Here is a 26,470-nt window from a genome sequence, read left to right on the forward strand (position 1 = left end):
TAAAACATAATTCAAATGTACTGACAAAGCTGCCTAAAAAACTTTATTTACTTGACAAGAAAATTGACTGAAAATTTAAATAAAAATGTTATAATAGTATAAAAATTTGAATGGAGAAACAAAATGCGCGCAGTTGTAACAGTAGTCGGAGCAGATAAAATCGGGATTGTCGCTGGAGTCACAGCAACATTATCAGAATTAGAAGCAAATATCATTGAGATTTCACAAACTTTGATGAGTGGAGCTTTTACCATGATGATGGTTGTTGAAACTAGAAACAGTGATTTTTCAGCTTTTCAAGCTGAACTTTCAAGAAAAGGTGAAGCACTTGGCGTTAATATTCATGTTCAAAATGAAGCTATTTTTAACGCGATGCACAAATTGTAATTGACTGACAGAAAAAATTAGTCGACGAATTACTTTTATTATTAAGCATTTTTACTGACAGAGATTAAAAATATTTCTGTCAGTAATATTTTAACCAAAACTAAGGAAATCAAATAATGGACATCCAAAATATCAAAGAAACAATTGCGATGATTGAAGAACAAAATTTCGATATTCGCACAATAACAATGGGGATCAGTCTTCTTGATTGTATTGATGCTGATATTGACAAAGCCGCTGAAAAAATCTATCAAAAAATTGTCAATAAAGCAGGTAAACTTGTCGAAGTCGGCAATGAGATTGGGCACGAACTTGGGATTAAGATTGTGAACAAACGAGTTTCGGTAACGCCAATCGCAATTATTGGTGCAGCAACAGCTGCTGATGATTATACTCCGCTTGCCCTGGCTATGGATCGCGCAGCAAAAGAAATAGGTATTGATTTTATCGGTGGCTATTCGGCACTGGTGCAAAAAGGCTATCAAAAAGGGGATGAGATTTTGATTAAATCTATGCCTAAAGCCCTAGCAGCAACTGAGCGCGTATGTGCATCAGTAAATGTTGGTTCAACTAAGAGCGGAATTAATATGACAGCAGTTCGTGATATGGGTGAAACCATCAAAATTATGTCCAAAGGGGACAAATGGCTCAATGCTAAACTTGTCGTTTTTGCTAATGCTGTAGAAGACAATCCCTTTATGGCAGGGGCTTTTCATGGTGTAGGCGAAGCGGATACGATTATCAACGTTGGGGTTTCAGGGCCAGGCGTTGTTAAACGTGCCCTCGAAAAAGTTCGTGGCGAATCTTTTGATATTTTAGCTGAAACTATCAAGAAAACAGCATTTAAAATTACGAGAATTGGTCAACTGGTTGGACAAATGGCTTCTGAAAGACTGAATGTTGAATTTGGAATTGTTGATTTATCACTCGCACCTACACCGGCAATTGGGGATTCAGTTGCGCGTGTCTTGGAAGAAATGGGTTTAGAAACTGTTGGAACTCATGGAACAACAGCCGCACTTGCCATGCTTAATGATGCCGTGAAAAAAGGCGGAGTCATGGCAGCTGAACGTGTTGGAGGACTTTCAGGAGCCTTTATTCCAGTTTCGGAAGATGAAGGAATGATAGCAGCCGTGAACTCTGGAGCGTTAAATATCGAAAAATTAGAAGCGATGACTTGCGTTTGCTCAGTTGGGCTGGACATGATTGCGATTCCTGAAGAAACACCAGCCTCTACCATTGCAGCTATGATTGCTGATGAAGCGGCGATTGGTGTCATTAATCAAAAAACAACTGCTGTTCGGATTATCCCAATGGGTAAAGAAGGAGAGCAAATTGAATTCGGAGGTCTCTTTGGTGTGGCCCCCGTCATGCGTGTCAACAAGGCATCGTCAGCAGATTTTATTGCTCGTGGTGGACAAATTCCAGCGCCAATTCACTCATTTAAAAACTAAAATTGACTTCAAGGTCAATTTTTAATATTTTAAAAAAATGAAGAGCGCTTCCAAAAATGATATAATGATAGAAGTGGAAAAACGGAGGTTATTATATGGCTTACAAAGTAAATTTTAAAGAAGTAGAAACGGTCGGACTAGAAAGTTCGCCCGTAGCAGAGGCTTTAGCAGGTTTACGGGCTAATGAAGCACGATATTTTTGGAATAAATATAAATTTGAATATCTGACTTATCCAGCTAGTGAAAAGCAGGAAGAAGTTGCTTTGTTTGAGCAGATTTTACTTGAAGAACGCGATTTGAAATTTTCAGCAAAACTGCTTGAAGTGGCTATTTATGAAAGTGATGAACTCTACTGGCCAGAATTTTATTATGAAGATGGAATGGTTTTAAATCTGCTTTATGAAAAGGTCGGTCAGGAAGGCAAGAAACCGAAACGTGCGGTCGGCATTAAACTTTCCGTTGGGATGGAAATCCCTAAAGAGCTTGAAGGAAAGTTTAAATTTGCGCGCCAACGCTCAAAATTAGCAGGTGAAGTGCGTGGCTCATTTTTCACAGTTAAGCAAGAATGGCTTTAAATGTACAAATAGAAAAAAGATATCGTAAAGCTTTTTTATTAAAATCAAATCATTAAAAAGGGGAGTAGTGATGGTAAATATTTATTTAGTTCGACATGGGAAGACAATGTTCAATACAATTGGACGAGCGCAAGGTTGGTCTGATACACCTTTGACTGAAGCTGGAGAACAAGGAATTATTGAACTTGGCTTAGGTTTTAAAGAAAAAGGAATTAAATTTGATCGGGCATATTCGTCTGATTCTGGCCGAACAATCCAAACAATGGGCTTTATCTTAGCTAATTCTGATAACGAAGGAATTCCTTATACTTACGATAAAAGAATCCGAGAATGGTGTTTTGGCTCGTTTGACGGAGGCTATGATGGCGAATTGTTTGATGGAGTTTTACCAAGAATATTTACCGAAACTGGGAATAATCATACTGATGAATTTCCGCCTGATGAAGTGATTGCTAATGCAATTTTTGAAGTTGATACGGCAGGCTGGGCTGAACCATGGGAAAAACTTTCAGGTCGTATCATGGATGGTTTTACAGACATTGCTAAAGAATCTGAATCAAAAGGAGCCAAAAATATTGTTGTTGTCAGCCATGGTATGACCATTGGAACTTTTGTAAAATTGGCTCAACCCGAACTTCCTCGTCCGCATGGTCTTGATAATGGTTCTGTTACTCATTTGACTTTTGAAGACGGAAAATTCACTATCGGAAAAGTTGGGGACATGTCTTATCGAGAAATAGGAAGTGAAAAGTTAGCTAAAAAATGAAAAAAAGAATTACTTTTAGTTTAATTGTGCTTGTTCTTTTAATCGTCGGAGCTTTGGGATTTATATTAATCACAAACAATAAGTCGAATTCAACCAATGAATCAACAAAAAAAACAAGTATTTCATCATCTAAAGAAGTGGCAAAGAAAAAAGACTTACCAGATTCAAAAAGGTCTGACTGGGATTTAGTTTTAGTCAGCCGAGCATCTCCTAAACCTGAAATGAACCCAACATTAGCAACTGTTAATGGGATTCAAGTTGACCAACGGATTGCACCAGCAGTTCAACAATTTTTGGCTGCGGCCCAAGAAATTTCACCAGCCGAGCATCTTATTTCAGGTTATCGGTCAGTTTCATACCAAGAAGGACTCTATCAATCTTATGTTCAAGCAGAAATGAATGGTCAAGGAACGGTCAATAGTACAGGGAATCCTATTTCTGAGGAAGAAGCAATAAAAGATGTACAAACTTATTCTCAACCACCAGGAAGTTCAGAGCATCAAACTGGTCTTGCAATTGATATGAGTAATATTGATAGCCTGAATGAAAGCCAATATGCCAAACAAGTTGCGGCGATTGCTCCCAAATATGGTTTTGTGCTTCGCTTTCCAGATGGTAAAAAAGCAGTCACTGGAATTGGTTATGAAGATTGGCATTTCCGCTATGTTGGTTTAGAAAATGCCAAATACATGACTGAGCACCAATTGACGTTGGAAGAGTATCTTAAATTATTACCAGCTTAAAGGAAATTAGGAACATGTTAAATCGAACTAGACTTTTACTTTATGTGAACGTTGCTCTCTTTATTTACAGCCTGTCAGAAATGATTAAAATCCTTCTTGTTCATAATAATTTCTTTACTCAATTTTTTAATAATCTCTCTAGTAACCTCAAATCTTTAACGGATAAGATTTCGTCAGCAATTACAAGTTGGCAAAGTATTATCTATTTATTGATTTTTGTCTTATTAATCTTTTTGTTATTAAAATTTTGGCGTGTGACTTTTATTCTTTTAGAGATTATTTTGGCACTTTTAATTATTGACTATGTTTTGCTTTTTGTTCAACATCAAGTTGGATTTGAAAATCTTTTTATCATTGCTGTAATGGTAGTTACACTAATGAATATCTGGCAGACATCCAAAGATTCTAATCTTTTATAACAGAAATTAGCACTCTAATAAAAAGAGTGCTAATTTTTATGTCTTTTTTCTTGACAAGGTATAAACAAAGGGTTATAATAAACTTGTTAGCACTTAGAGGTAAAGAGTGCTAAAAGAAAAAACTTAGAGATAAAGAAAGGAGCAGCTATGATTACAGAACGTCAAAGACAAATTTTAAATTTGATTGTTTCACTTTATGCTAAGGACCATACACCAATCGGTTCAAAATCGCTCCTTGATAGTATCCAAGCCTCTAGCGCAACCATTCGAAATGATATGAAAGCTTTGGAAAGGCTGGGTTTGATTCAAAAGGAACATACTTCAAGTGGACGCATTCCGAGCGTTTCGGGCTATAAGTATTTTGTGGAAAATGTCATCCAGTTAGAAGAGTTCAGTCAAAATGACTTGTTCAAAGTGATGAAAGCTTTTGATGGCGATTTTTATCGCTTGTCCGATTTGTTTAAAACTGCGGCTAAAAGCTTATCAGAACTAACAGGATTGACGAGTTTTGTTCTTAATGCTCCGCAACGTGACCAACAATTAGTCTCATTTGAAATGGTTATGCTTGATAATCACTCGGTGCTCTCGGTCATTACTTTGGGAACTGGTGAGGTAAGAACAAATCAATTTGTTTTACCAAAATCAATGACAGAAGCAGATTTAGCTGTTTTTAGCAACTTGGTTAAGGAACGATTAGTCGGTAAAAAAGTGATTGATATTCACTATACGTTACGCACTGAAATTCCACAAATTGTTCAACGCTATTTTAAGGTTACGAGTGAAGTTTTACAACTCTTTGAATCAATCTTTGATGATTTATTCAAAGAACATCTGACAGTCGCTGGTCGTAAAAATATTTTTGACTATGCGACGGATAATCTTGCAGAGCTCTATAAACTCTTTAGTGATGATGAGCGAATGCTTCATGAAATTCGCGAGATTACAAATAATGATGAAATGAGAGCTGTTAAATTTGATAATGATGAAAAATTTATGAAAAATTTAACAATTATCTCGCAAAAATTTGTCATTCCTTATCGTGGATTTGGTACATTGACAGTTGTAGGACCTGTAGAAATGGATTATCAAAGAACATTATCAGTTCTTGATTTAGTTGCTAAAGTTCTAACAATGAAATTAAGTGATTATTATCGTTACCTTGATGGTAACCATTATGAAATTAGTAAATGATTAAAAAGTTATTTAAAAAAGGAGGGCCTATGTCCGAAGAAACTAAAGAAGAAATCAAAAACGAAAAAGTTGATGAAGAAGTGACTGAGGAGTTAACAGAAGAAGCGCTTGAAGATATCGTTGAAGAAGAAATCAATGAACTTGATGAAGCGCAAAAGTTAGCAACTGAGTGGGAAAATAAATTCCTTCGTGTTTCTGCTGAAATGCAAAATGTGCAACGTCGCGGAAATGAAGAACGTTTACAACTTGTCAAGTATCGCTCGCAAGATTTAGCAAAAAAAATCTTGTCTTCATTAGATAACCTTGAACGTGCACTTGCTGTTGAAGGTTTGACAGATGATGTTAAAAAAGGGCTTGAAATGGTACAAGAAAGTTTAATTTCAGCCCTTAAAGAAGAAGGGGTTGAAGAAGTTTCTTATGAAAGTTTCGACCATAACCTTCACATGGCTGTTCAAACTGTTCCAGCTGATGACGAACATCCAGCTGACAGCATTGTGCAAGTCTTCCAAAAAGGCTACCAACTTCACGAACGTTTACTACGTCCTGCAATGGTTGTTGTAGCACAATAATTTAATAAAAAATATTGACCGCAAAGTCTTTAAACTATTCATAAGTAAAAGAAATAAAGGAGATTTAAAATATGTCTAAAATTATCGGTATTGACCTTGGTACAACTAACTCAGCAGTCGCAGTTCTTGAAGGAACTGAATCAAAAATTATTCCAAATCCAGAAGGAAATCGCACAACTCCATCAGTAGTTGCATTTAAAAATGGTGAAATCATTGTTGGTGATGCTGCAAAACGTCAAGCAGTAACAAATCCAGAAACAATCATTTCTATCAAATCAAAAATGGGAACATCTGAAAAAGTTTCTGCAAATGGTAAAGAATATACACCACAAGAAATTTCAGCAATGATTCTTCAAAACTTGAAAGCAACAGCTGAAAGCTACCTTGGCGAAAAAGTTGAAAAAGCAGTTATCACTGTTCCTGCTTACTTCAATGACGCTCAACGTCAAGCAACTAAAGATGCTGGTAAAATTGCTGGTCTTGAAGTAGAACGTATCGTTAACGAACCAACTGCCGCAGCTCTTGCATATGGTCTTGATAAAACAGATAAAGATGAAAAAATCCTTGTCTTTGACCTTGGTGGTGGGACATTCGACGTTTCAATCCTTGAACTTGGCGATGGTGTCTTTGATGTTCTTGCAACTGCTGGTAACAACAAACTTGGTGGTGATGACTTTGACCAAAAAATCATTGACTGGATGGTTGCCGAATTCAAGAAAGAAAACGGAATCGACCTTGGTCAAGACAAAATGGCTTTGCAACGTTTGAAAGATGCTGCTGAAAAAGCGAAAAAAGACCTTTCAGGTGTAACAACAACTCAAATCAGCTTACCATTTATCACAGCAGGAGCTGCCGGACCTCTTCACTTGGAAATGGCTTTAACTCGTGCTAAATTTGATGAATTGACACATGATCTTGTTGAAGCGACACGTCAACCAGTTCGTCAAGCCCTTTCTGATGCTGGTTTGTCAACTTCTGATATTGATGAAGTCCTCTTAGTTGGTGGTTCAACTCGTATTCCTGCTGTTGTTGAACTTGTTCGTCATGAAACAAACAAAGAACCAAATAAATCAGTAAACCCTGATGAAGTTGTTGCTATGGGTGCCGCAATTCAAGGTGGTGTCATCACTGGTGACGTTAAAGACGTTGTCCTTCTTGATGTTACTCCATTGTCACTTGGTATTGAAACAATGGGTGGAGTCTTCACAAAATTGATTGACCGTAACACAACTATCCCAACTTCTAAATCACAAGTCTTCTCAACTGCCGCTGATAATCAACCAGCTGTTGATATTCACGTCCTCCAAGGTGAACGTCCAATGGCCGCTGATAACAAAACTTTGGGTCGTTTCCAATTGACAGATATCCCTGCAGCACCACGTGGAATTCCACAAATCGAAGTAACTTTTGATATTGATAAAAATGGTATTGTTTCTGTTAAAGCTAAAGACCTTGGCACACAAAAAGAACAAACAATTGTTATCAAATCAAACTCAGGTCTTTCTGATGAAGAAATTGATAAAATGATGAAAGACGCCGAAGCAAATGCTGACGCTGACGCAAAACGTAAAGAAGAAGTTGATACACGTAACGAAGCTGACGCTTTAGTTTTCCAAACTGAAAAAACTTTGAAAGACCTTGAAGGAAAAGTTGAAGAAGCTGAAGTTAAAAAAGCCGAAGACGCTAAAGAAGAACTCAAAAAAGCGCTTGAAGGTGAAGATATTGATGATATCAAAGCTAAATCAGAAGCACTTTCTGAAATCGCTCAAAATCTTGCTGTAAAACTTTATGAACAAGCAAACGCAGCTCAAGGAGAAGCGGGTGAAGCAACAGATGCTCAAGAAGGACCAAAAGATGCTAATACATTTGATGGCGACTTTGAAGAAAGCAAATAATATTTTAAAAAAGTACTGATCGTTTCGTCAGTACTTTTTTTATGTTTAAAAGGATTCACTGACAAGCTGTCAGTGGATTTTTTGTTTATTTTGACATAGGGACGAATTGAGTAATATGATATAATTGGACAAGATTAGGATTAAATTTTAGGAGAAATAATAGATGGAAAGATTAGAAAAAAGAGGGCAAGAATTAGAGAATTTCAAAAAATACAATTTTGTATTTTATATCATTATTCTTTTTATTACTATATTAGCAACCTTCCCTTTTTATAGAGGAAATTTTCATGCTGGAAATGATTTTGCATTTAATTATGCAAGGGCGATGTCAACAATTAGTGCATTAAAAGATGGACAAGTAATTCCGCAATTTGATCCAGATGCTTTAAGTGGTTTTGGATATGCCTGGAATGAATTTTATGGTCCACTTCCAACTTATTTTATTTCTGTCATTAAATTTATTGTCAGGTCATGGTCACTATCCTTTGCCCTTTTTTATAGTTTATGCCTTTTTATATCAGGTGTTTTAATTTTTAATTTTTCGAGTTTTCTATTAAAAGACCATACTAATAGTAAATTATTTGGCTTATTGGCAGTTGCCCTTTTTACATTTTCGAATTCAACATATATCAATCTTTATTATTATGCCAACCCTAGCCAACCTCTTGCTCTTTTATTTGTAATCCTCTTGTTTTGGGGAATGACCAAAATGTTTAATAAACGGAGCTTTGTTGCCTTTTTAATGGTAGCTTTTGGGGCAGCAGGCTTACCTCTTTCACATACAGTGACCACGATTTGTACTCTTCCCTTTGTATTATTATATCTTCTCTTTTTGCTAATAAAAAAACGGAATTTGAAAGAAAATATAAAAATCATTGGTCTGGGATTTCTGTCAGTGATTTCGGCAATTGGGCTGTCAGCATTTTTCTTATTTCCTTTATTGGAGAATTTGAAATCTGGAATCTATAACGTTTCTAATTCAGATTTTTCTCGTAGTTTTGGTTGGAATAATATTGCTTATTTTCAAGGGAAATGGGAGCCAATTTATAAAATTGAATTTTCATATTATAAATTTCCTTCTCTTCTATTTGTTTTTATTATACTATTTATTTTTATTTTTTCTCTGATAAATTTCAAGAAAACTAATGCCAAGTATAGCTTGATTTTCTCCTGTTTTTCATTAGTCTTGGTTTTGATGCAACTTCCGATATTTCCTTGGAAACTATTTTCTGTTTTTACGATTGTTCAAGATCCAGCAAGGTTTTCAACTCTTTTTGGACTATTTTCTGCTCTCAGCCTCGTATTAATATTGCCCATCTTATTGGACAAAATTTCAGGAAAAACTTCTTATTATCTGACAATCGGTTTATTAGTCATTTTTTCAATCCTAGGGTTTACTGAATTTAGAAATCGAATCCAAAAAGGTTCTCAACCATTATTTGCTTCTGCTCAAAGTTTATTAAATAAAACTCCCTTTAATTATATGGAAAACCCGGATTCTATTGCTATTGGTGAATATTTACCCCAAGTTATTGGAAGCCATAATCAACCTTATGAAAAGACTATTCAACAATTTTATAAAGATAAGAATGTCTATGGAATGCGCAATCAAGCGATGACATATTTGAGTCAAAGAGGAAAACTCCCAGAGGGGCTTGCAAAAAGCATTCAGATATCAGACTATAGTAAAAAAGGCTCACATGTCACTTTTACAGCGACAACTGGTTCAAAAAGTGCTAGTGTTGAAATACCAGAAATTTATTACAAAGGATTTATCGCCTTTACGAAAGAGGGAAATAAAAAAATAAAGCTCACAAGCCAAATTTCTAAAAATGGATTTCTAGAAATAAAAGTCCCCGCAAAGTTTTCGGGGAAAATTTATTCCTACTTCGCAATGAGTTCAGCAACAAAATATGGCGGACTTTTATCACTTTTGACATTTGTTAGCCTGCTGATAATTCTTATCACTAAAACTTTCATAAAAAGGAAATTATCCAAAGATAAATAATAAGAAAATGGACAAAATGGACAAGGTGTCCAAGAAACGTTTCAGATTCTTGCAATCGTTTTACTCTTGTACTATGATGAAATTAGTAAGAGATTGGAGGAGAATTAAAAAAGAAAGGCTAAAATTTTAGCCGAAATATGTTGTTTAGAATTCGAGGAGGTTAATTATTATGCGTTATACAAATGGAAATTATGAAGCTTTCGTTCACCCAAGAAAACCAGAAAATGTTGATGGAAAATCAGCTTATATCATTGGGGCAGGTCTTGCTGGCCTTGCAACAGCAGTATTTTTAATTCGTGATGGTCAGATGTCTGGTGACCGTATTCATATTTTAGAAGAATTACCTTTGTCAGGTGGCTCCTTAGACGGTTCATTTATTCCACATGATGGCTTTGTTGTACGTGGTGGTCGTGAAATGGAAAATCATTTTGAATGTCTTTGGGATTTATTCCGCTCAGTTCCATCTCTAGAAGTAGACAATGCGTCTGTTTTAGACGAATTTTATCGTATTGACCGTGATGACCCTAATTCATCTAATTGTCGGATTATTCATAATCGTGGTGAACGAGCGGATGATGACGGGAAATTTACATTAAGTCCGAAGGCCCAAGAAGAAATTGTCAAATTATTTATGACAAAAGAAGAATTACTTGTGGGCAAAACCATTGAAGATTGTTTTACTGACGAATTTTTCGAATCAAATTTCTGGCTTTACTGGTGCTCAATGTTTGCTTTTGAAAAATGGCATTCAGCCATTGAAATGCGTCGTTATATCATGAGATTTATTCATCATATTAAAGGATTGCCTGATTTTTCAGCTCTAAAATTCACGAAATATAATCAATATGAATCCCTTGTTAAACCATTACTTTCATATCTGAAAGAACATGGCGTCGATTTTAAATATGGTGCTCAAGTCGAAAATGTTGAAGTTGATTTTTCAAATGGTAAAAAAGTCGCTAAGTCCATTATTTTTGCTGACAAAAAAACAATAGAACTGACAGAAAATGACTTGGTTTTTGTTACAAATGGTTCAATTACTGAAAGTTCAACACAAGGTTCGCCAACACAAGCTGCACCAAAAACAAATGAATTAGGTGGCTCTTGGAAACTTTGGCAAAATTTGGCTAAACAATCAGAAGAATTCGGACATCCAGATGTTTTTTGTAAGGATATTCCTAAAGAAGCTTGGGTTGTGTCAGCAACTGTTACTTGGAAAAATTTGAAAATCCAACCTTATTTTGAAAAATTAACACATCGTCAATTACGTTCAGGAAAAGTAGTGACAGGTGGTATCATTACTGTAAAAGATTCAAATTGGTTACTTTCATTTACAACACACCGCCAACCTCACTTTAAGGAACAAAATGACGAAGAATCAGTCACTTGGGTCTATGGTCTTCTTTCAAATACACCCGGGAATTATATCAAAAAACCTATTGAAGATTGTACAGGTGAAGAAATTACTCAAGAATTACTCTATCATTTAGGGTTGCCAGAAGACGAGATTGAAGCATTTGTGAAAGAAAATACCAATACAATTCCAGTTTATATGCCTTTCATTACTTCATATTTCATGCTTCGTGAACCCGGTGACCGCCCACTTGTTGTACCTGAACAATCAGTAAATTTAGCTTTTCTAGGTAATTTTGCTGAAACAGCCCGCGATACCGTTTTTACTACAGAATATTCAGTAAGAACAGCCATGGAAGCTGTATATCAATTATTGAATGTTGATCGAGGAATTCCTGAAGTGTATGCTTCAGCTTATGATTTACGAACTTTGGCTAGTTCAGTCTACTATCTATCAGATAAACAAAAATTAGAAGATTTGGATTTGTCATTCATCAAGAAACAAGCTTTGAAAGTTGGTCTCAAAAAACTCAAAGGAACCTATCTTGAAGAAATTTTAGAAGAGGCTGGATTGATTTAAAATTTAAATGGGGTCAATAGAAATAGCGAAGTCTAATGCTTCGCTATTTTTGCTACAATTATTTTTATGATTAAAGAAAAATTATATAAGGAACTTGTTGAGATTCGTCATTACCTTCATGCTCACCCTGAAGTATCAGAAGAAGAATTCGAAACTACAAAGTTCATTCGTGAAAAATTATTAGACTGGCAAATCGAGATACTAGAAAGTAACTTAAAAACAGGACTTGTTGCCAAAATAGGTTCTGGAAAACCAGTGATTGCATTGAGAGCAGATATTGATGCCCTACCAATTTTAGAAGAAACAGGTCTAGAGTTTGAATCTAAAAATAAAGGAGCAATGCATGCTTGTGGTCATGATTTGCATATGACAAGCCTCCTTGGTGCAGCTCAATTATTAAAAAAACAGGAGCAGGAGTTAAAAGGGACAATAAAACTTATATTTCAACCTGCTGAAGAAATCGGTGAAGGGGCTAAGCAAGTTTTACAAACCGGTCTACTATCAGATGTACAAGCTTTTTTGGGTTATCATAATATGCCAACTTTACCAACCGGACTCATTGGATTGCGCGAAGGAGGGGTCATGGCTGCAGTCGAACGATTCGAAATTATTGTTAAAGGACAAGGAAGTCATGCAGCGTATCCTCAAGAAGGAAGAGACCCTATTTTAGCCAGCTCTGCAATTGTCCAAAATCTCCAACAAATTGTATCCAGAAATATTTCACCTCAAAAAACGGCGGTAGTCTCAATAACCCATATTGAATCGGGCAATACTTGGAATGTCTTACCAAATAATGCCAGATTAGAAGGGACAATAAGAACGTTTGAGAATGAAGTGCGGACTTTGACTAAAAGAAGGTTTAGCGAAATTATTGAAGCAACCGCAAAAGCGTATGATGTTCAAGTAGAAATTAAGTGGCTTATGGAAGCAGAACCGACCTTTAACGATTTTGACCTGACAGAACAAATCAGGCAGAGAACAGAACAATGGTACGATAAAGTGATTTATCCTGAACCTTCGAGTGCTGGGGAAGATTTTGCTAATTATCAAAAACAAGCACCAAGTTTCTTTGCATTTATTGGTTCAAATGGACCAGAGGCTTCTGGACTTCACTTTCCTGATATGCTTGTCCAAGATGAGGCATTAAAAGTTGCTGTTGAATACTACATACAATCTGCTCAGCACTTACTCGAATATCTTAAATAAAGCCGTATTTTTGAACGGTTTTTTATTTTTGAACTTTTTTGAAAGAAAATGATAGTTAATGATTGATTTTGAAAGATAAAGGTGTTATAATAATTTTTGTAAACGAATTCAGGAGATGGAAATGTTAGCAAATGAAAGAAAAAAAAGGATTGTTGACTATCTAAAAATAAATAGGAGAGCAACAATAGAAGAACTTCTCACCCTGATGGATTGCTCTATTTCAACACTTAGGCGTGATTTGAATGAATTGGAGAAAGAAAAGAGTTTAAGGCGGGTCCATGGTGGAGCCGAACTTACACAGGATTTATCAGAAGAGTTAAGTATTTCTGAAAAAACGTCCAAAAACATTCAAGAAAAAGAAGAAATCGCGCAAATTGCCTTATCAAAAATTAAAGACGGAGATATTGTCTTTCTAGATGCTGGAACAACAACTGGTCTTTTAGCAGAACTTATCAATCAATCACATCTTTATCTAACGATTGTAACTAACTCTGTCACGCATTTAGCAAAATTGACAGATGACCGATTGATTGTTTATTTACTCGGTGGTCGAGTGAAAAAGGTAACAGATGCAATCATTGGAAGTCAGGCCTTGGAACAACTATCTGCCTATCAATTTAATGTGGCCTTTGTGGGTGCGAACGGTTTTGATACCAAGCATGGCGCAATGACGCCAGACCATGAAGAAGCAGCAATTAAAGGATTAGCGGTTAAACAAAGTCAGAATGCTTATGTTTTGGCTGACTCTTCCAAATTAGGCCAAATGAGTTTCGTAAAATTTGCTAATTCTGAAGAGGTTGAATTAATTACCGAGAATAATTAGAGTATGTTTTTTATGAATAAAAGTGAAAAGATTTCACTAAATGTTAATATTTCAAACTTACGTCTTAAATAAAAGGAGAACTATGATTTATACAGTAACACTCAATCCAGCGCTTGACTACTTCATGAACTATGAGTCTTTATCACTGGGTGAGGTTAACAGAACAGGAAAAACACAGATTTCAGCAGGTGGTAAAGGAATTATGGAAAGCCGCATGCTCAGTCTTCTAGGAGCCGAGAGCAAGGCTTTGGGATTTCTAGGTGGTTTTTCTGGTCAATATATTAAAGATTTTTTAAATGAGAATCAAATTGATTCAGATTTTACAGAAATAGCAGATTTGACTAGAATTAATGTGAAACTTAAGAGTCAAGAAAATGAAACCAGCCTAGATGCTAGTGGACCGAAACTTGAAGAAAAAGAAATCAAGGATTTTCTTGAAAAATTTAATCATTTGACCCCAAATGATATTGTCGTTTTTGCGGGAACAATTCCTAAAACTTTAGGTGAAGATTTCTATGAGCGTTTGATTGAAAAAGTACAAGATTGCGGGGCAACATTCGTTATGGATGTTGATGGTCAAAAACTACTTGATTCGCTCCCAGCACATCCCTTGCTTATCAAACCAAATCGTGAAGAATTAGAAGCGATTTTTGGGACAAGCTTTGAAAATAATGAGCAAATTATACCTTATGGTAAAAAACTATTAGACATGGGTGCTCAAAATGTTATTGTTTCAATGGCTGGAGATGGAGCACTCCTCTTTACAAATGAGAAAGTTTATTTTGCTCAAGGGATTAAGGGAGAATTAAGAAATTCTATTGGAGCTGGTGATTCGACTGTTGCAGGATTTTTGGCCGAATATAGTCAATCTAAAGATCCACTCTTAGCATTCAGACAAGCGATTGCTTGCGGAACTTCAAAGGCATTCTCAGATGATATGCCAAGCCGAGCATTTTTGGAAGATATTTATAAAAAAGTTAATATTTCAGAGGTGAAATGATGGAAATTAAAGATTTATTAAAAACAGAGGTTATGATTCTTGACCTCCAAGCAACTAGCAAAGAAGCTGTTATTGATGAAATGGTCAATAAATTAGTTTCTGAAGGTTATGTCAGTGATTTTGCAACTTTTAAAGCAGGAATTATGGCACGTGAAGCGCAAACTTCAACTGGACTTGGTGACGGGATTGCCATGCCTCACAGTAAAAATACCGCTGTTAATGAACCGGTTGTTCTATTTGCAAAATCAAAAACTGGTGTTGATTACGCGGCATTAGATGGTCAACCTGTCAATCTTTTCTTTATGATTGCAGCCCCAGATGGTGCTAATGATACTCACTTAGAAGCTTTGGCACAACTTTCCACTTATCTTCTTAAAGACGGTTTCCAAGACCGTTTGAGAAAAGTTGAATACCCACGCGAAGTCATTCAACTCTTTTCTGAAAAACAAGAAGAAGTTGCAACTCTTGAAAATGCTGAACATTATATTGTAGCTGTAACAGCATGTACAACAGGAATTGCCCATACTTACATGGCTGAAGAAGCACTTAAAAAACAAGCCTTGGAAATGGGTGTTGGAATTAAGGTTGAAACCAATGGTGCGCGTGGAATTGATAATAAATTAACTTCAGCTGATATTCAAAAAGCTGATGCTGTTATCGTAGCTGCGGATAAAAAAGTCGAAATGAATCGTTTTGCTGGTAAAGAAATGGTTCAAGTTCCAGTTGCACACGCCATTCGAGATACGGAAGAGTTAATTAATCGTGCGCTTTCAGGAAATGCACCAATCTATGAAGCAGATGGAACGGATGAAGTAAAAGAAGAATCATCTGGTGGCTTAGGTAAAGCTTTCTATAAACACTTAATGGGTGGTGTTTCTGCAATGCTTCCATTCGTTGTCGGAGGTGGGATTCTTATCGCTCTTGCTTTCTTGATTGACCAAGCGATGGGAGTTCCTCAAAGTCAATTGGCCAACCTTGGAGTTTATCATCCTTTAGCTGCTTACTTTAAAAATGTTGGGGGCGCGGCTTTTGCCTTTATGTTACCTGTTTTAGCCGGTTTCATTGCAAACTCAATCGCTGATAAGCCTGGTTTAGTTGCTGGTTTTGTCGCTGGTTCGATGGCATCATCTGGTTTGGCTTTTGGTCATTTAGACCCTGCTAAAATGATTCCGTCAGGTTTCTTAGGCGCCTTGGTTGGTGGTTTCCTTGCTGGTGGAGTGATTATCCTTCTTCGTAAAGTCTTCGCAAAACTTCCACGTTCACTTGATGGGATTAAAGCTATCTTGATTTATCCATTAGTTGGAACATTTATCACAGGTTTCCTAATGCTTTTTGTCAATATTCCAATGGCTGCAATTAATACTGGACTTTCTAACTTCTTAGCAAGCTTATCAGGAGCATCTGCCCTTGTTCTTGGTCTAGTTGTTGGTGGAATGATGGCTATTGACCTTGGTGGTCCAATCAACAAAGCTGCTTATATCTTTGCAACTGGTACTTTAGCAGCAACGGTTTCAACTGGTGGTTCAGTAACAATGGCAGCAGTTATGGCTGGTGGGATGGTTCCACCACTCGCAACTACAGTAGCTGTTATCTTGTTTAAAAATAAATTTACCAAAGAAGAACGTAATGCTGGTTTGACAAACATTGTGATGGGGCTTTCATTCATCACTGAAGGGTCAATTCCATTTGGCGCAGCCGACCCAGCACGCGCAATTCCATCATTTATGATTGGAGCAGCAGTAGCCGGTGGTTTGACTGGTATGGCCAATATTAAATTGATGGCACCACATGGTGGAGTCTTCGTACTTGCTTTGACTAATAACCCGTTACTTTATCTCTTGTTCATCTTGATTGGAGCAATTGTTTCAGGCCTATTATTTGGAGCTTTGAAAAAAGCTAAATAAAATTTAAGAAAATGAAAGAAGCGGATAATCCCGCTTCTTTTTTATTTATTCTATATAATATATCTGTGATGTTATAAAGTACATCAAAATGAAATTATTTTGTAAAATAAGTTTACAATGGAAATTAATAGAGTTATAATAAGCTTATCAAACTAAAGAGAGCGTTTGCTCAACAAAAGTGTAAGATACTTATTGCTACAAACAAAGGTAATCATTATGATTCAAGTCTACATCGAATATTGGAAACAATATTTTAATTGGTCGGGGCGTACGACACGTAAGAGTTTTTGGTGGGTTTTTATTATGAATCTAGCCATTGCGCTCACACTCATCTTGTTATGTATAGTTACAACAGGGGCCGCAGTCGTATTGTCGTTTGACTTTGAGGGCTTCAATGTTGCAACTTATATTTTCGGAAGTTTGCTTATTTTGTGGTCGCTCGCGACGCTCATTCCAACATCAAATCTTGGGATTAGGCGCTTTCGAGATGCAGGGCTAAATCCATGGATTTGGCTCCTTTCTCCAGTTAGTAGTATTTTGGGAGGATTTAATAATTTTCCTGCCGAGATAGTTTCAGATATTTTGTTTTTGGCTTTTCTTGGACTAGCTCTCATGCCGTCAAAAAAGGGGCGTATAAGTTCTCTTTCTCAAAGTCAGGGCTTATTGATTATCGCTATTGGACTGATTGCCCTTGTGGGATTTAGTGTGGTCAACTTACCGGCTAAGGCGGAGCATATCGTGCAAGGGTTGCCACAAGCAAATCTAGTTGTAAGTACAGAGATTACACAAAAACTGGATATTTCTACCATGTCTGCGCAAGATAGACAGGAAATTATCAGTCTTTATGGGCAAGACGGCTGGGTTGTGTCATCAGACGGTTTGTCTTTAACGAGAAAAACAGCGCCTGAGGGCTCTGACATCACGGTTAATGGAAAAAATTATCAAGCGAATGCACAAGGACAGGTTGAGACGACTTTGCCTGCGGGGACACACGCGGCGGTGACCACACCTGTCGTTGACTCTGGTGGTGAAAAGATAATTGCACCAACGGCCGGAGCCGGTACGGTAAAAGTTGATAAAGAAAAAACACAAAATGTGACTGTCAAGCAAACAATGAATGTAAATGAAGCTATTTCTCAAATGGATACTAGTCAGGAACAAACAATGCCGACGAGTAATATGTCGGAAACCTCGAATTTTGAACCACTTACTAATCTTATGTTGCCCAGAAACTATGTGGGAAAGGTAACTAATCGGAGAGTTAATTGCAATGACTTTAATGGGCCAAAGTCGGATGGTATCCACCATAATGGAAATTTGATAAATCATTTTACAAACAGACAGTTTATGATTGACTTTTATCAAAGTGATTGTTATTACATTGTAAATGGGAATGCTGGGACATATTTAACGCATTGTCGCAGAGATGATATTAGATTTGGCAACGAACAAAAATTTTGTAAAAATCTAAATGCTGCTTGTAGCACTTTTCAACATATGCCCAAAACATATCATGCGATGAAGCGCGGATTGGAGGTTAATCCATGATAGTTGATGATATTGTTTACTGTGCCGCTTTTGTTTTACCAATTATCCTTATTCTTTTATATTTTTTCACAAATTATAATTTTACAGGAGAACAGGCAAAATTTTATCAAAGACTTTTCAAGATAGGTGGGGCTGTATATGCAGTGACTTTTCTAGCAAATTATGTTTCTTTAACTGGAAATGCGTCTAATTCTATGACCTTGACGGATTATTTGATGGCAATTCTAATTTTATTTTATCTGTGTGCCCCCTTTTTATTTCTTTGGAATGCGATTGCTATTTTGAAAAGATATTTTCACGAGCGCAAGCGTCTGGGTTATATTTTGGTTGCTATCAATGGATTTGTCAATTTGTTATTAATTATGGATGGTTTCTTTTGGTTTGTTGGTTCATTGTGATTTTTTGTACACGAAATGAGAAATAATCAAATAATGAAACGAAATTTTAAAAGCGGAAATGGAGTATGTAGTGCACTTCAAAAAATATCTGCGCTACCATCAAATATTTCTGATAGAAAGGTAGTAAGAAAATGATTGTGCTTGAAATTTTTCTTTATCTTTTAATTTTACTCTTGTTGCTTTTGTCTTGTCTTCTAAATAATTTTGACTTTACCGTTTATCGAGGGCGTTTTAAAATTTACTTCCGAATTGCTGGTCTTCTCTATATCCTTAGTATGCTCGGCATATATTTTTCACAGTATTTACTGACAAATTTAATCATCCTTCTTTTAATTTTTTATTTAGTGATTCCTTATCTGCTAATTGCGATTTCTTTTTATCTTGTCGTACATTATAGAAAAAGTTGGCACAATAGCAATTACTGGCTATCTGTTTTAACTTTGGGATTAAGTATTGTTATTATCCTTATAGAAATAATAGGTTTTTGGAATAGTCCTTAAAATTCGATTATTTACGGCATTCTATTTTTGAATACTAGCAATTTTTTGCTAGTTTTTTTATTGACAGAAATCAATTTTATTCTTTTGTTTTTGAACTATACTGTAATTATAAAAATAAAAGGATGATTGGGAAATGGCTTTTCAAAAATGGTTACAAAAAAATGCAAATCGCTTGATGCTGGCATCAGCAATATTGATTGGGTTTGGTTTCTTGGGGAAATATGTTTTTGCTAATGAATTAGCTTGGAATTTAACAATGCTCATCGCTTCAATTTTGGGTGGGTTACCGATTGGAATCCACGCTTATCAGGCTTTAAAATTCAAACAAATTTCAATTGACTTGTTGGTTACGATTGCGGTAGTGGGTGCGATTTTCATTAGAGAATTTGAAGAATCTGCCATCGTAACTTTCTTATTTACTTTCGGAACTTATCTGGAAAAAAGAACGCTTGAAAAAACGCGGTCATCAATTAAAGAACTGTCGCAAATGGCGCCGACAAGAGCGCTTTTTGCGGATGGAAGAGAGATTGATATTGACAAAGTCAAAGTAGGCGATAAGCTTCTGATAAAAACAGGAAGTCAAGTACCTGTAGATGGTCGAGTTTACAGCGGTTCTGCTTTTGTCAATGAAGCCGCCATCACAGGAGAGTCTCGAGAAATTGAGAAAAACAGTGGCGAGCAAGTATTTTCGGGGAGTATTTTAGTAAATGGAAGTCTCTATGTGACTGCTGAAAAAGTGGGCGAAGATACAACTTTTGGAAAAATCATCGAATTGGTTGAAGAAGCGCAAGATACCAAATCACCGGCTGAAAAATTTATTGACCGTTTTGCAAAATATTACACACCAGTCGTGCTTTTGATTGCCATTTTAACTTGGATCGTGAGTCAAAATTTGGAGCTTGCCATTACGATTTTGGTATTGGGGTGCCCAGGAGCTTTAGTGATTGGTGCGCCGGTATCTAATGTTGCTGCGATTGGTAATGGAGCGAAAAATGGTCTATTGATCAAAGGAGGAGAGGTGATGGACACTTTTAGTCGGACCGATACCTTACTTTTTGATAAAACAGGAACACTGACAAAAGGCGAAACAGAGGTTGTATTAGTTAAAGAGTTTGGCGAAATTTCCGAAAATTTACTGACGAAAATATCTACGATTGAAAGTCAGTCTAGTCACCCGCTTGCGACTGCGATTGTCAGGTTTATTGGGAGTGGTGCTACAAAGGGAAAAATTGAAGAGCTTGATGTGATTAAAGGTCAGGGAATTATTGCTGATGACCTATTGATTGGAAATGAAAAATTACTGACAGCCCATAAAATTTTACTGACAGATTCTCAAAAACAAAGTTTGAGAGAAGTAGAAGAAAAAGGGATGTCGATCGTGCTTGTTGCAAAAGCTGGTCAGCTCAAATTAATCTACGGAATTGCTGACGAAATCCGTCCAGATGTTAAAAAAGCGCTGACAGCCCTAAGGCGTAATGGAATGAAGAAAATGGTGATGTTGACCGGCGATAATGAAGTGACTGCCAGAAATGTTGCAAAGGAATTGGGAATTGATGAAGTTCATGCGAATCTGTTGCCAGAAGATAAAGCAAGAATTGTCAGTGAATTTAAATCGTCAGGACATAAGCTTGCTTTTATTGGTGATGGAATTAATGATAGTCCGTCGCTTGCCCTTGCCGATATTGGGATTGCCATGGGTTCTGGTACAGATATTGCGATTGAAACGTCTGACGTTGTGTTGATGAAATCTAGTTTTTTCGAGTTAGTTCAGGCTTACGGATTGGCAAAAAATACTGTGAGAAATATGCGTCAAAATATTGGGCTTGCGATTGCTGTCGTTATTTTTCTACTTGTCAGCTTGATTTTAGGTGGGACAGGATTTGTTCCAAATTTTGTCAATATGGGTACGGGAATGTTTATTCATGAAGCCTCAATTTTGGTGGTTATTTTAAATGGGATGCGCTTGATTTCTTATAAAAATAAAAAAATTAATTGATACAAATCAATTTTTTATGATTAGAATAGCGGTAAAATAAGAGAAAAGTTAAAGAAAGAAGGAAAAAAGATGTCTAAAATAATTATGAAACTTGATGAGCTAAGCTGCCCATCTTGCCTCGCAAAAATCGAAGGGGCCCTGACTGGGACAAAGGGAGTGATTTCTGCCAAAGTTTTGTTTAATGCCTCAAAAGTCAAAGCTGAGTTTGACGAAAATATCGTCAAATCTGACGAATTGGTCACTAAAGTTGAAAAGCTTGGATATCTCGTGCAAAGCTCAAAAGTTACGCTAGTTTGAGCAAGGAGGGAAGAATGATTGAAGTAAGTATCGATGAAAAATATGAAGCAGAAGTCAAAAAATCTGAGATTGACCACCATAAACCAACTGCTGGTGCGATGTTGAGTCATGTTTTGTCTAATATTTTTTATGAAAAAATAAGTTTGATGCAGGCAGGACTTTATGCCAAAAGTGCAAATTATCGCATAAAATTTCGTGAAATTGCCCTAAAAGAAGACGAATGGTTTTATCTTATTTCTGACCAGTTACTTGATGAAAATGAATTGGTCCCAACGACGCTTGACGAATTTGTCAGCAATCATAAATTCATTGAAAATGACCCCAAAGCCAAGTATTGGACAGATGAAGCATTGATAGAAAACTTTATCAATGATTTTCAGAACCAAAATTTATTTATCGGACGAGCGATTAAACTAGCACAAAAGGAAGAAAAATTTAGCTTAGAACTTGTAATTCGCAAGATTTACGGCTATAATTTGTCTATTATTCGCTATTTTGCAGGAGAACTTGGAAAAACGATAGGCGAATTTATCGAGGAGGAAGATGACGATTAAAGATTTTGATGAGCATTTAAGTGACCACCATTGTATCCAGCTAGTCCCACTTTTTTCTGACTTGAGTCCAGATGAGCTTGCTCAAGTTGAAGAAATTGTTCAACATAAAAAAGTCAAAAAAGGTGAAACGGTTATTCAACCATCGGCAGAGCCACTTCTGACAATAGTTGCCAAAGGAAGTTTAAAAATATATCAAATCTCATCCACTGGAAAAGAACAGCTATTAAGAGTGATTGAACCTGGTGGATATGAAGGAGAAAAATCTATTTTCGGCCTTGTCAATAAAAACTTATTTGGCGAAGCTCTATCGGATAGTATGATTTGTTTTGTCAGAAAATCCGATTTTACGGAACTCTTACTCGCTAAACCTCAACTTTCCCTCCGTCTTCTTGAAATGAACGCTGTGAAACAAAATGAAACGGAGCAACAAGCCAAGTTTTTGATGATGGAATCTGTAGAAATGCGTCTTGCTAACTATTTATTGGATTTGGCTAAAATTACTGACGGATCTTATGTACAAATTCCAATGACTTTGAAGGATTTGTCAGCATTTATTGGCACGACTCCTGAAACAATCAGCCGGAAACTCCGTCTCTTAGAAGAGAAGGGATTGGTCGAGCATTACGGAAAATCTTTCAAAATTTTAGATTATGAAAGACTTGAAGATGAATATGCTTAGACAAATTTCTGTCAGTAAATTTATTTACTGACGGAAAAAATATAATCAAAAAAATACTGACGAATTGATTCTGTCAGTATTTTATTTTTAATGAAAAAATGAAACCTAAGTAAACAATGAGGATTATCAACAAAAGGGCTTGTTTTTTGATATAATGGAAGGAGTAAACTGGGGGATTGGGAGAAATTATTATGAGTTTTATTGCACTTTTTGAGCTGGCACTTTTTTTTCTTAATGTTATTTTATCCTTTGTCATTATTTTTAGGGAAAGAAAATCAACAGCAGCAACTTGGTCATGGCTCTTTGTAGTTAATTTATTGCCGATTATAGGCTTTATTTTATATTTACTCATTGGTCGTGGAATTTCACATTATCGTATTTTTAAAGACCGTAAAAGGTTTCAACTTGGCTTTGAAAAACAACTTGAACATGCGGAGAAATCATATACAGATGGATTGTTTATTGAAAAAATGAGAAAAAATCATGTGATTGGTCAACTAATTCACATGCTTTATGTTGAAGAAAAATCGATTATTTCAACAAATACTGGTGTCAAAATTTTTAATGATGGGCGCCAGAAATTTAACGCTTTGATAGAAGATATAAATCAAGCCAAGCATCATGTCCATATGGAATATTATATTTTTAGAATGGATCGAATGGGACATGAAATCTACGATGCCTTACTGGCAGCCGCAAAGCGTGGAGTAGAAGTCAAACTTTTAATTGACGCTTGGGGTTCAAATAAGACTAAAATGTCCAGCTTTAAAGAGCTTCAAGAAGCTGGTGGACATGTGGCTCAATTTTTCCCCTTGATTATGCCCTTAGTTAATCCCCGAACAAATTACCGTTTGCACCGTAAAATCGTTGTGATTGATGGTGTGGTTGGCTATACAGGTGGATTCAATGTCGGTGATGAATATGCTTCAATTACGAAAAAATTTGGATATTGGCGTGACAATCATTTGAGATTGACTGGTGATATTGTTTATAGCTTACAGCATCGTTTTATTTTAGACTGGAATTCACAACATCATTTTGAAGTGACTGAGGGAGAACCTTATTTTCCAGATTCTATTGTTGAAGGACATGTAGCGACTCAACTTGTGACTTCTGGTCCAGATGAGGATAAAGAGCAAATCAAATTGACTTACATGAAGATGATTTCTGGTGCTGAACGAGAAATTATCATTCAAACGCCCTATTATATTCCTTCTGATGCCTTGCATGAGTCAATAAAATTGGCCCTTTTATCAGGTGTACAAGTTAAAATGTTAATTCCTAACAAGCCAGACCATCCGCTGGTTTACTGGGCGACATATTTCCATGCCGCTGATTTAGTTAAATATGGTGCCAAGGTTTATACTTATGAAAATGGATTTGTTCATTCTAAAACGTTAATTATTGATGGAGAGTATGCCTCAGTTGGTTCGGCAAATTTGGATTATCGAAGCTTACAATTATGTTTTGAAGCAAATGTTGTTATTTATGATTATGATATTTCACAAAAATTGCGAAATGATTTTATGAAAGACTTGAAGTTAAGCCGTCCATTGACTTTAGAGCGTTATGAAGAAAGATCAAAACTGATCCGTTTTAAGGAAGGACTGGCTCGCTTAATTGCACCAATGCTTTGATTTAGAAACTAAGATAGAGCAAAAATTATCATTTGGAATGATAAGATGAAAATGGAGGAAAGAGATGGACAATAAACTCAATATTGTAATCATTACAGGAATGTCTGGCGCAGGCAAAACAGTTGCGATTCAATCCTTTGAAGATATGGGCTATTTTACAGTGGACAATATGCCACCAAATTTAATTGAAAAATTTGTTGGGCTATTGAATACACCTGATAATAAAATTGATAAAGTGGCCTTAGTCGTTGATATGCGTTCGCGTGCTTTCTTTGAAGATATTCAAAGTATTGTGACCGAATTGACAGATAACACGAGTGTGAACTTTAAATTGTTGTTTTTAGATGCCAATGATACTGAATTGGTTTCACGTTATAAAGAGACTAGACGAAGCCACCCACTGGCAATTGATGGTCGAACACTGGATGGAATTACTAAAGAGCGTGAGATTTTAGCTGATTTAAAAAATTTATCAGAAGTAGTGATTGATACCAGTGAATTAACACCAAGAAATCTTCGAGCAAGAATTTTGCAAAAATTTGCGACAAGTACAGAATCAACTTTCCGAATTGAAGTGATGTCTTTTGGTTTTAAGTACGGTTTGCCATTGGATGCTGATTTGGTTTTTGATGTCCGTTTTTTACCGAATCCACATTATATTTCTGAATTACGTGATAAAAATGGAACAGATCAAGAAGTTTATGATTATGTGATGGAACATCCGCAATCTGAAGAATTCTATCAAAATTTGATGAAGATGTTGGTTCCGATTCTCCCTGCTTATAAAAAAGAAGGGAAATCAGTTTTGACAATTGCTTTTGGCTGTACCGGAGGTCAACACCGCTCAGTGGCCTTTGCTGAACGAGTTTCTGCTGCTTTAAGAGAAAAGTGGCATCTAAATGTTAGTCATAGAGATAAAGACCGTAGAAAGGAAACGGTAAATCGTTCATGAGCAATCCTAAAGTTGTCGTTATCGGTGGTGGGACCGGAATTCCTGTCGTTCTAAAAGCATTACGTAAAGAAAAAGTTGATTTAACAGCGATTGTAACCGTTGCGGATGATGGAGGTTCTTCTGGACGGATTCGTTCAGCAGTCAGTATCGCTCCTCCTGGTGATTTGAGAAATGTATTGATTGCAATGTCAGACATGCCTAAATTTTATGCCGATATTTTACAGTATCGATTTGATAAATCTGATGGAGAATTGGCAGGACACCCTCTTGGGAATTTAATTATTGCTGCAATTTCTGAAATGCAAGGGTCAACCTATCGTGCGATTCAAACCTTGGCTCAATTCTTTCATGTTGAAGGGAAAATTTACCCTTCATCTGATGCAGCATTGACATTACATGCCGTTTTTAAAGATAGTCATGAGGTAAGCGGTGAGAGCCAAATTGCAGGCTATAAAGGCTTGATTGACCATGTTTACCTGACTCAAACTGTCAATGGCGAAAGCCCAATTGCTTCACGAAATGTTGTTAAATCAATTATGGAAGCAGATACGATTGTTTTGGGGCCGGGTTCACTTTTCACTTCAATTTTACCCAATATTGTTATTCCCGAAATCTGTGAAGCTTTATGGAAAACGTCGGCTAAAATTATCTATGTTTGTAATATTATGACTCAACGTGGTGAAACAGAGCATTTCACGGATGCTGACCACGTTCGTGTTTTGAATGAACATATTGGAACAAAAGTGATTGATACAGTTCTTGTGAATATTCAAGAAGTGCCAGAAGAATATATGAATACAAATAAATTTGATGAGTATTTGGTCCAAGTTGATCATGATTTTGCAGCATTGAAGGCTGAAGAAGTCAATGTGATTTCTAATAATTTTCTGGAACTGCGTGATGGTGGGGCCTTCCATAATGGAGAAGCTGTTGCCAAAGAAATTGTTGCCATTTCTCAACGTCAAGAATTTAGACATTAAAAAATTACTGACAGGATTTGTCAGTAATTTTAAACGGATAAAGAGTTTAAGAGGAA

24 protein-coding genes are annotated in these 26,470 nt (G+C 36.2%); all 24 read left to right on the top strand.

Annotated elements, in window-relative coordinates:
* Window positions 1-123: 123 nt before the first annotated feature.
* The 24 genes from KW2_RS04670 to KW2_RS04790 all read left to right on the top strand — a co-directional run bounded on the left by KW2_RS04670 (window position 124) and on the right by KW2_RS04790 (window position 26,414).
* Window positions 124-387, top strand: a complete 264-nt coding sequence (locus KW2_RS04670; RefSeq protein WP_011675898.1) for an ACT domain-containing protein — start codon at window positions 124-126, stop codon at window positions 385-387.
* A gap of 116 nt (window positions 388-503) precedes the next feature.
* Window positions 504-1,841 carry a PFL family protein gene (locus tag KW2_RS04675; RefSeq protein WP_011675899.1) on the top strand — a complete coding sequence of 446 codons (1,338 nt, stop codon included), beginning with the start codon at window positions 504-506 and terminating at the stop codon, window positions 1,839-1,841.
* A 95-nt stretch (window positions 1,842-1,936) separates the two neighbouring features.
* A complete protein-coding gene (locus KW2_RS04680; RefSeq protein ID WP_021037087.1) occupies window positions 1,937-2,416 on the top strand; it encodes a hypothetical protein in 480 nt (159 codons plus the stop codon).
* 70 nt (window positions 2,417-2,486) lie between these two features.
* Complete coding sequence (locus KW2_RS04685) at window positions 2,487-3,182, top strand: histidine phosphatase family protein (RefSeq protein WP_011675901.1); 696 nt, start codon at window positions 2,487-2,489, stop codon at window positions 3,180-3,182.
* A complete protein-coding gene (locus tag KW2_RS04690) occupies window positions 3,179-3,925 on the top strand; it encodes a M15 family metallopeptidase (protein WP_021037088.1) in 747 nt (248 codons plus the stop codon). The genes KW2_RS04685 and KW2_RS04690 overlap by 4 nt, the downstream gene beginning before the upstream one ends.
* A gap of 14 nt (window positions 3,926-3,939) precedes the next feature.
* A complete protein-coding gene (locus KW2_RS04695; protein ID WP_021037089.1) occupies window positions 3,940-4,344 on the top strand; it encodes a hypothetical protein in 405 nt (134 codons plus the stop codon).
* Between the two features lie 147 nt (window positions 4,345-4,491).
* Window positions 4,492-5,535, top strand: coding sequence for a heat-inducible transcriptional repressor HrcA (gene hrcA, locus KW2_RS04700; RefSeq protein WP_021037090.1), 1,044 nt, complete (start codon window positions 4,492-4,494; stop codon window positions 5,533-5,535).
* Between the two features lie 29 nt (window positions 5,536-5,564).
* A complete protein-coding gene (gene grpE / locus KW2_RS04705) occupies window positions 5,565-6,104 on the top strand; it encodes a nucleotide exchange factor GrpE (protein ID WP_011835409.1) in 540 nt (179 codons plus the stop codon).
* A gap of 71 nt (window positions 6,105-6,175) precedes the next feature.
* Window positions 6,176-7,999: a molecular chaperone DnaK gene (gene dnaK / locus KW2_RS04710; RefSeq protein ID WP_011675956.1), complete on the top strand. Its 1,824-nt coding sequence runs from the start codon at window positions 6,176-6,178 to the stop codon at window positions 7,997-7,999.
* Between the two features lie 163 nt (window positions 8,000-8,162).
* Complete coding sequence (locus tag KW2_RS04715; RefSeq protein ID WP_021037091.1) at window positions 8,163-10,007, top strand: glycosyltransferase family protein; 1,845 nt, start codon at window positions 8,163-8,165, stop codon at window positions 10,005-10,007.
* A gap of 169 nt (window positions 10,008-10,176) precedes the next feature.
* The gene (locus KW2_RS04720; RefSeq protein ID WP_021037092.1) at window positions 10,177-11,940 is read left to right on the top strand and encodes an oleate hydratase; all 1,764 of its coding nucleotides are present in this window, start codon (window positions 10,177-10,179) and stop codon (window positions 11,938-11,940) included.
* A gap of 66 nt (window positions 11,941-12,006) precedes the next feature.
* Window positions 12,007-13,146, top strand: coding sequence for a M20 peptidase aminoacylase family protein (locus KW2_RS04725; protein ID WP_021037093.1), 1,140 nt, complete (start codon window positions 12,007-12,009; stop codon window positions 13,144-13,146).
* A gap of 121 nt (window positions 13,147-13,267) precedes the next feature.
* Complete coding sequence (locus tag KW2_RS04730) at window positions 13,268-13,969, top strand: DeoR/GlpR family DNA-binding transcription regulator (protein ID WP_021037094.1); 702 nt, start codon at window positions 13,268-13,270, stop codon at window positions 13,967-13,969.
* Between the two features lie 82 nt (window positions 13,970-14,051).
* Window positions 14,052-14,969 carry a 1-phosphofructokinase gene (gene pfkB / locus KW2_RS04735; RefSeq protein WP_021037095.1) on the top strand — a complete coding sequence of 306 codons (918 nt, stop codon included), beginning with the start codon at window positions 14,052-14,054 and terminating at the stop codon, window positions 14,967-14,969.
* On the top strand, window positions 14,969-16,873 hold the full coding sequence (locus KW2_RS04740) for a PTS fructose transporter subunit IIABC (protein ID WP_015082323.1): 1,905 nt from the start codon (window positions 14,969-14,971) through the stop codon (window positions 16,871-16,873). The genes pfkB and KW2_RS04740 overlap by 1 nt, the downstream gene beginning before the upstream one ends.
* A 216-nt stretch (window positions 16,874-17,089) precedes the next feature.
* Entirely contained in the window at window positions 17,090-18,421 is a 1,332-nt protein-coding gene (locus KW2_RS04745; RefSeq protein WP_021037096.1) for a DUF805 domain-containing protein, read from the top strand.
* Window positions 18,418-18,819: a hypothetical protein gene (locus KW2_RS04750; protein WP_021037097.1), complete on the top strand. Its 402-nt coding sequence runs from the start codon at window positions 18,418-18,420 to the stop codon at window positions 18,817-18,819. Before KW2_RS04745 ends, KW2_RS04750 begins: the two co-directional genes overlap by 4 nt.
* Before the next feature lie 633 nt (window positions 18,820-19,452).
* Window positions 19,453-21,315, top strand: a complete 1,863-nt coding sequence (locus tag KW2_RS04760) for a heavy metal translocating P-type ATPase (protein WP_021037099.1) — start codon at window positions 19,453-19,455, stop codon at window positions 21,313-21,315.
* Between the two features lie 69 nt (window positions 21,316-21,384).
* Entirely contained in the window at window positions 21,385-21,612 is a 228-nt protein-coding gene (locus tag KW2_RS04765) for a heavy-metal-associated domain-containing protein (RefSeq protein WP_021037100.1), read from the top strand.
* Between the two features lie 14 nt (window positions 21,613-21,626).
* Entirely contained in the window at window positions 21,627-22,166 is a 540-nt protein-coding gene (locus tag KW2_RS04770) for a hypothetical protein (RefSeq protein ID WP_021037101.1), read from the top strand.
* A complete protein-coding gene (locus tag KW2_RS04775; protein ID WP_021037102.1) occupies window positions 22,156-22,845 on the top strand; it encodes a Crp/Fnr family transcriptional regulator in 690 nt (229 codons plus the stop codon). Before KW2_RS04770 ends, KW2_RS04775 begins: the two co-directional genes overlap by 11 nt.
* A gap of 191 nt (window positions 22,846-23,036) precedes the next feature.
* Window positions 23,037-24,482: a cardiolipin synthase gene (cls, locus tag KW2_RS04780; RefSeq protein WP_021037103.1), complete on the top strand. Its 1,446-nt coding sequence runs from the start codon at window positions 23,037-23,039 to the stop codon at window positions 24,480-24,482.
* 64 nt (window positions 24,483-24,546) lie between these two features.
* Window positions 24,547-25,434, top strand: a complete 888-nt coding sequence (gene rapZ / locus KW2_RS04785; RefSeq protein ID WP_011675972.1) for an RNase adapter RapZ — start codon at window positions 24,547-24,549, stop codon at window positions 25,432-25,434.
* Window positions 25,431-26,414 carry a gluconeogenesis factor YvcK family protein gene (locus tag KW2_RS04790; protein WP_021037104.1) on the top strand — a complete coding sequence of 328 codons (984 nt, stop codon included), beginning with the start codon at window positions 25,431-25,433 and terminating at the stop codon, window positions 26,412-26,414. The genes rapZ and KW2_RS04790 overlap by 4 nt, the downstream gene beginning before the upstream one ends.
* Window positions 26,415-26,470: the final 56 nt, after the last annotated feature.

Source organism: Lactococcus cremoris subsp. cremoris KW2 (assembly GCF_000468955.1).
GTDB classification, from domain to species: Bacteria; Bacillota; Bacilli; order Lactobacillales; family Streptococcaceae; genus Lactococcus; species Lactococcus cremoris.

What these genes read in the sequence shown, in the direction of transcription:
- KW2_RS04670 (WP_011675898.1), top strand. Translation starts at nt 124, where the DNA reads ATGCGCGCAGTTGTAACAGTAGTCGGAGCAGATAAAATCGGGATTGTC.
- KW2_RS04675 (WP_011675899.1), top strand. Translation starts at nt 504, where the DNA reads ATGGACATCCAAAATATCAAAGAAACAATTGCGATGATTGAAGAACAA.
- KW2_RS04680 (WP_021037087.1), top strand. Translation starts at nt 1,937, where the DNA reads ATGGCTTACAAAGTAAATTTTAAAGAAGTAGAAACGGTCGGACTAGAA.
- KW2_RS04685 (WP_011675901.1), top strand. Translation starts at nt 2,487, where the DNA reads ATGGTAAATATTTATTTAGTTCGACATGGGAAGACAATGTTCAATACA.
- KW2_RS04690 (WP_021037088.1), top strand. Translation starts at nt 3,179, where the DNA reads ATGAAAAAAAGAATTACTTTTAGTTTAATTGTGCTTGTTCTTTTAATC.
- KW2_RS04695 (WP_021037089.1), top strand. Translation starts at nt 3,940, where the DNA reads ATGTTAAATCGAACTAGACTTTTACTTTATGTGAACGTTGCTCTCTTT.
- hrcA (WP_021037090.1), top strand. Translation starts at nt 4,492, where the DNA reads ATGATTACAGAACGTCAAAGACAAATTTTAAATTTGATTGTTTCACTT.
- grpE (WP_011835409.1), top strand. Translation starts at nt 5,565, where the DNA reads ATGTCCGAAGAAACTAAAGAAGAAATCAAAAACGAAAAAGTTGATGAA.
- dnaK (WP_011675956.1), top strand. Translation starts at nt 6,176, where the DNA reads ATGTCTAAAATTATCGGTATTGACCTTGGTACAACTAACTCAGCAGTC.
- KW2_RS04715 (WP_021037091.1), top strand. Translation starts at nt 8,163, where the DNA reads ATGGAAAGATTAGAAAAAAGAGGGCAAGAATTAGAGAATTTCAAAAAA.
- KW2_RS04720 (WP_021037092.1), top strand. Translation starts at nt 10,177, where the DNA reads ATGCGTTATACAAATGGAAATTATGAAGCTTTCGTTCACCCAAGAAAA.
- KW2_RS04725 (WP_021037093.1), top strand. Translation starts at nt 12,007, where the DNA reads ATGATTAAAGAAAAATTATATAAGGAACTTGTTGAGATTCGTCATTAC.
- KW2_RS04730 (WP_021037094.1), top strand. Translation starts at nt 13,268, where the DNA reads ATGTTAGCAAATGAAAGAAAAAAAAGGATTGTTGACTATCTAAAAATA.
- pfkB (WP_021037095.1), top strand. Translation starts at nt 14,052, where the DNA reads ATGATTTATACAGTAACACTCAATCCAGCGCTTGACTACTTCATGAAC.
- KW2_RS04740 (WP_015082323.1), top strand. Translation starts at nt 14,969, where the DNA reads ATGGAAATTAAAGATTTATTAAAAACAGAGGTTATGATTCTTGACCTC.
- KW2_RS04745 (WP_021037096.1), top strand. Translation starts at nt 17,090, where the DNA reads ATGATTCAAGTCTACATCGAATATTGGAAACAATATTTTAATTGGTCG.
- KW2_RS04750 (WP_021037097.1), top strand. Translation starts at nt 18,418, where the DNA reads ATGATAGTTGATGATATTGTTTACTGTGCCGCTTTTGTTTTACCAATT.
- KW2_RS04760 (WP_021037099.1), top strand. Translation starts at nt 19,453, where the DNA reads ATGGCTTTTCAAAAATGGTTACAAAAAAATGCAAATCGCTTGATGCTG.
- KW2_RS04765 (WP_021037100.1), top strand. Translation starts at nt 21,385, where the DNA reads ATGTCTAAAATAATTATGAAACTTGATGAGCTAAGCTGCCCATCTTGC.
- KW2_RS04770 (WP_021037101.1), top strand. Translation starts at nt 21,627, where the DNA reads ATGATTGAAGTAAGTATCGATGAAAAATATGAAGCAGAAGTCAAAAAA.
- KW2_RS04775 (WP_021037102.1), top strand. Translation starts at nt 22,156, where the DNA reads ATGACGATTAAAGATTTTGATGAGCATTTAAGTGACCACCATTGTATC.
- cls (WP_021037103.1), top strand. Translation starts at nt 23,037, where the DNA reads ATGAGTTTTATTGCACTTTTTGAGCTGGCACTTTTTTTTCTTAATGTT.
- rapZ (WP_011675972.1), top strand. Translation starts at nt 24,547, where the DNA reads ATGGACAATAAACTCAATATTGTAATCATTACAGGAATGTCTGGCGCA.
- KW2_RS04790 (WP_021037104.1), top strand. Translation starts at nt 25,431, where the DNA reads ATGAGCAATCCTAAAGTTGTCGTTATCGGTGGTGGGACCGGAATTCCT.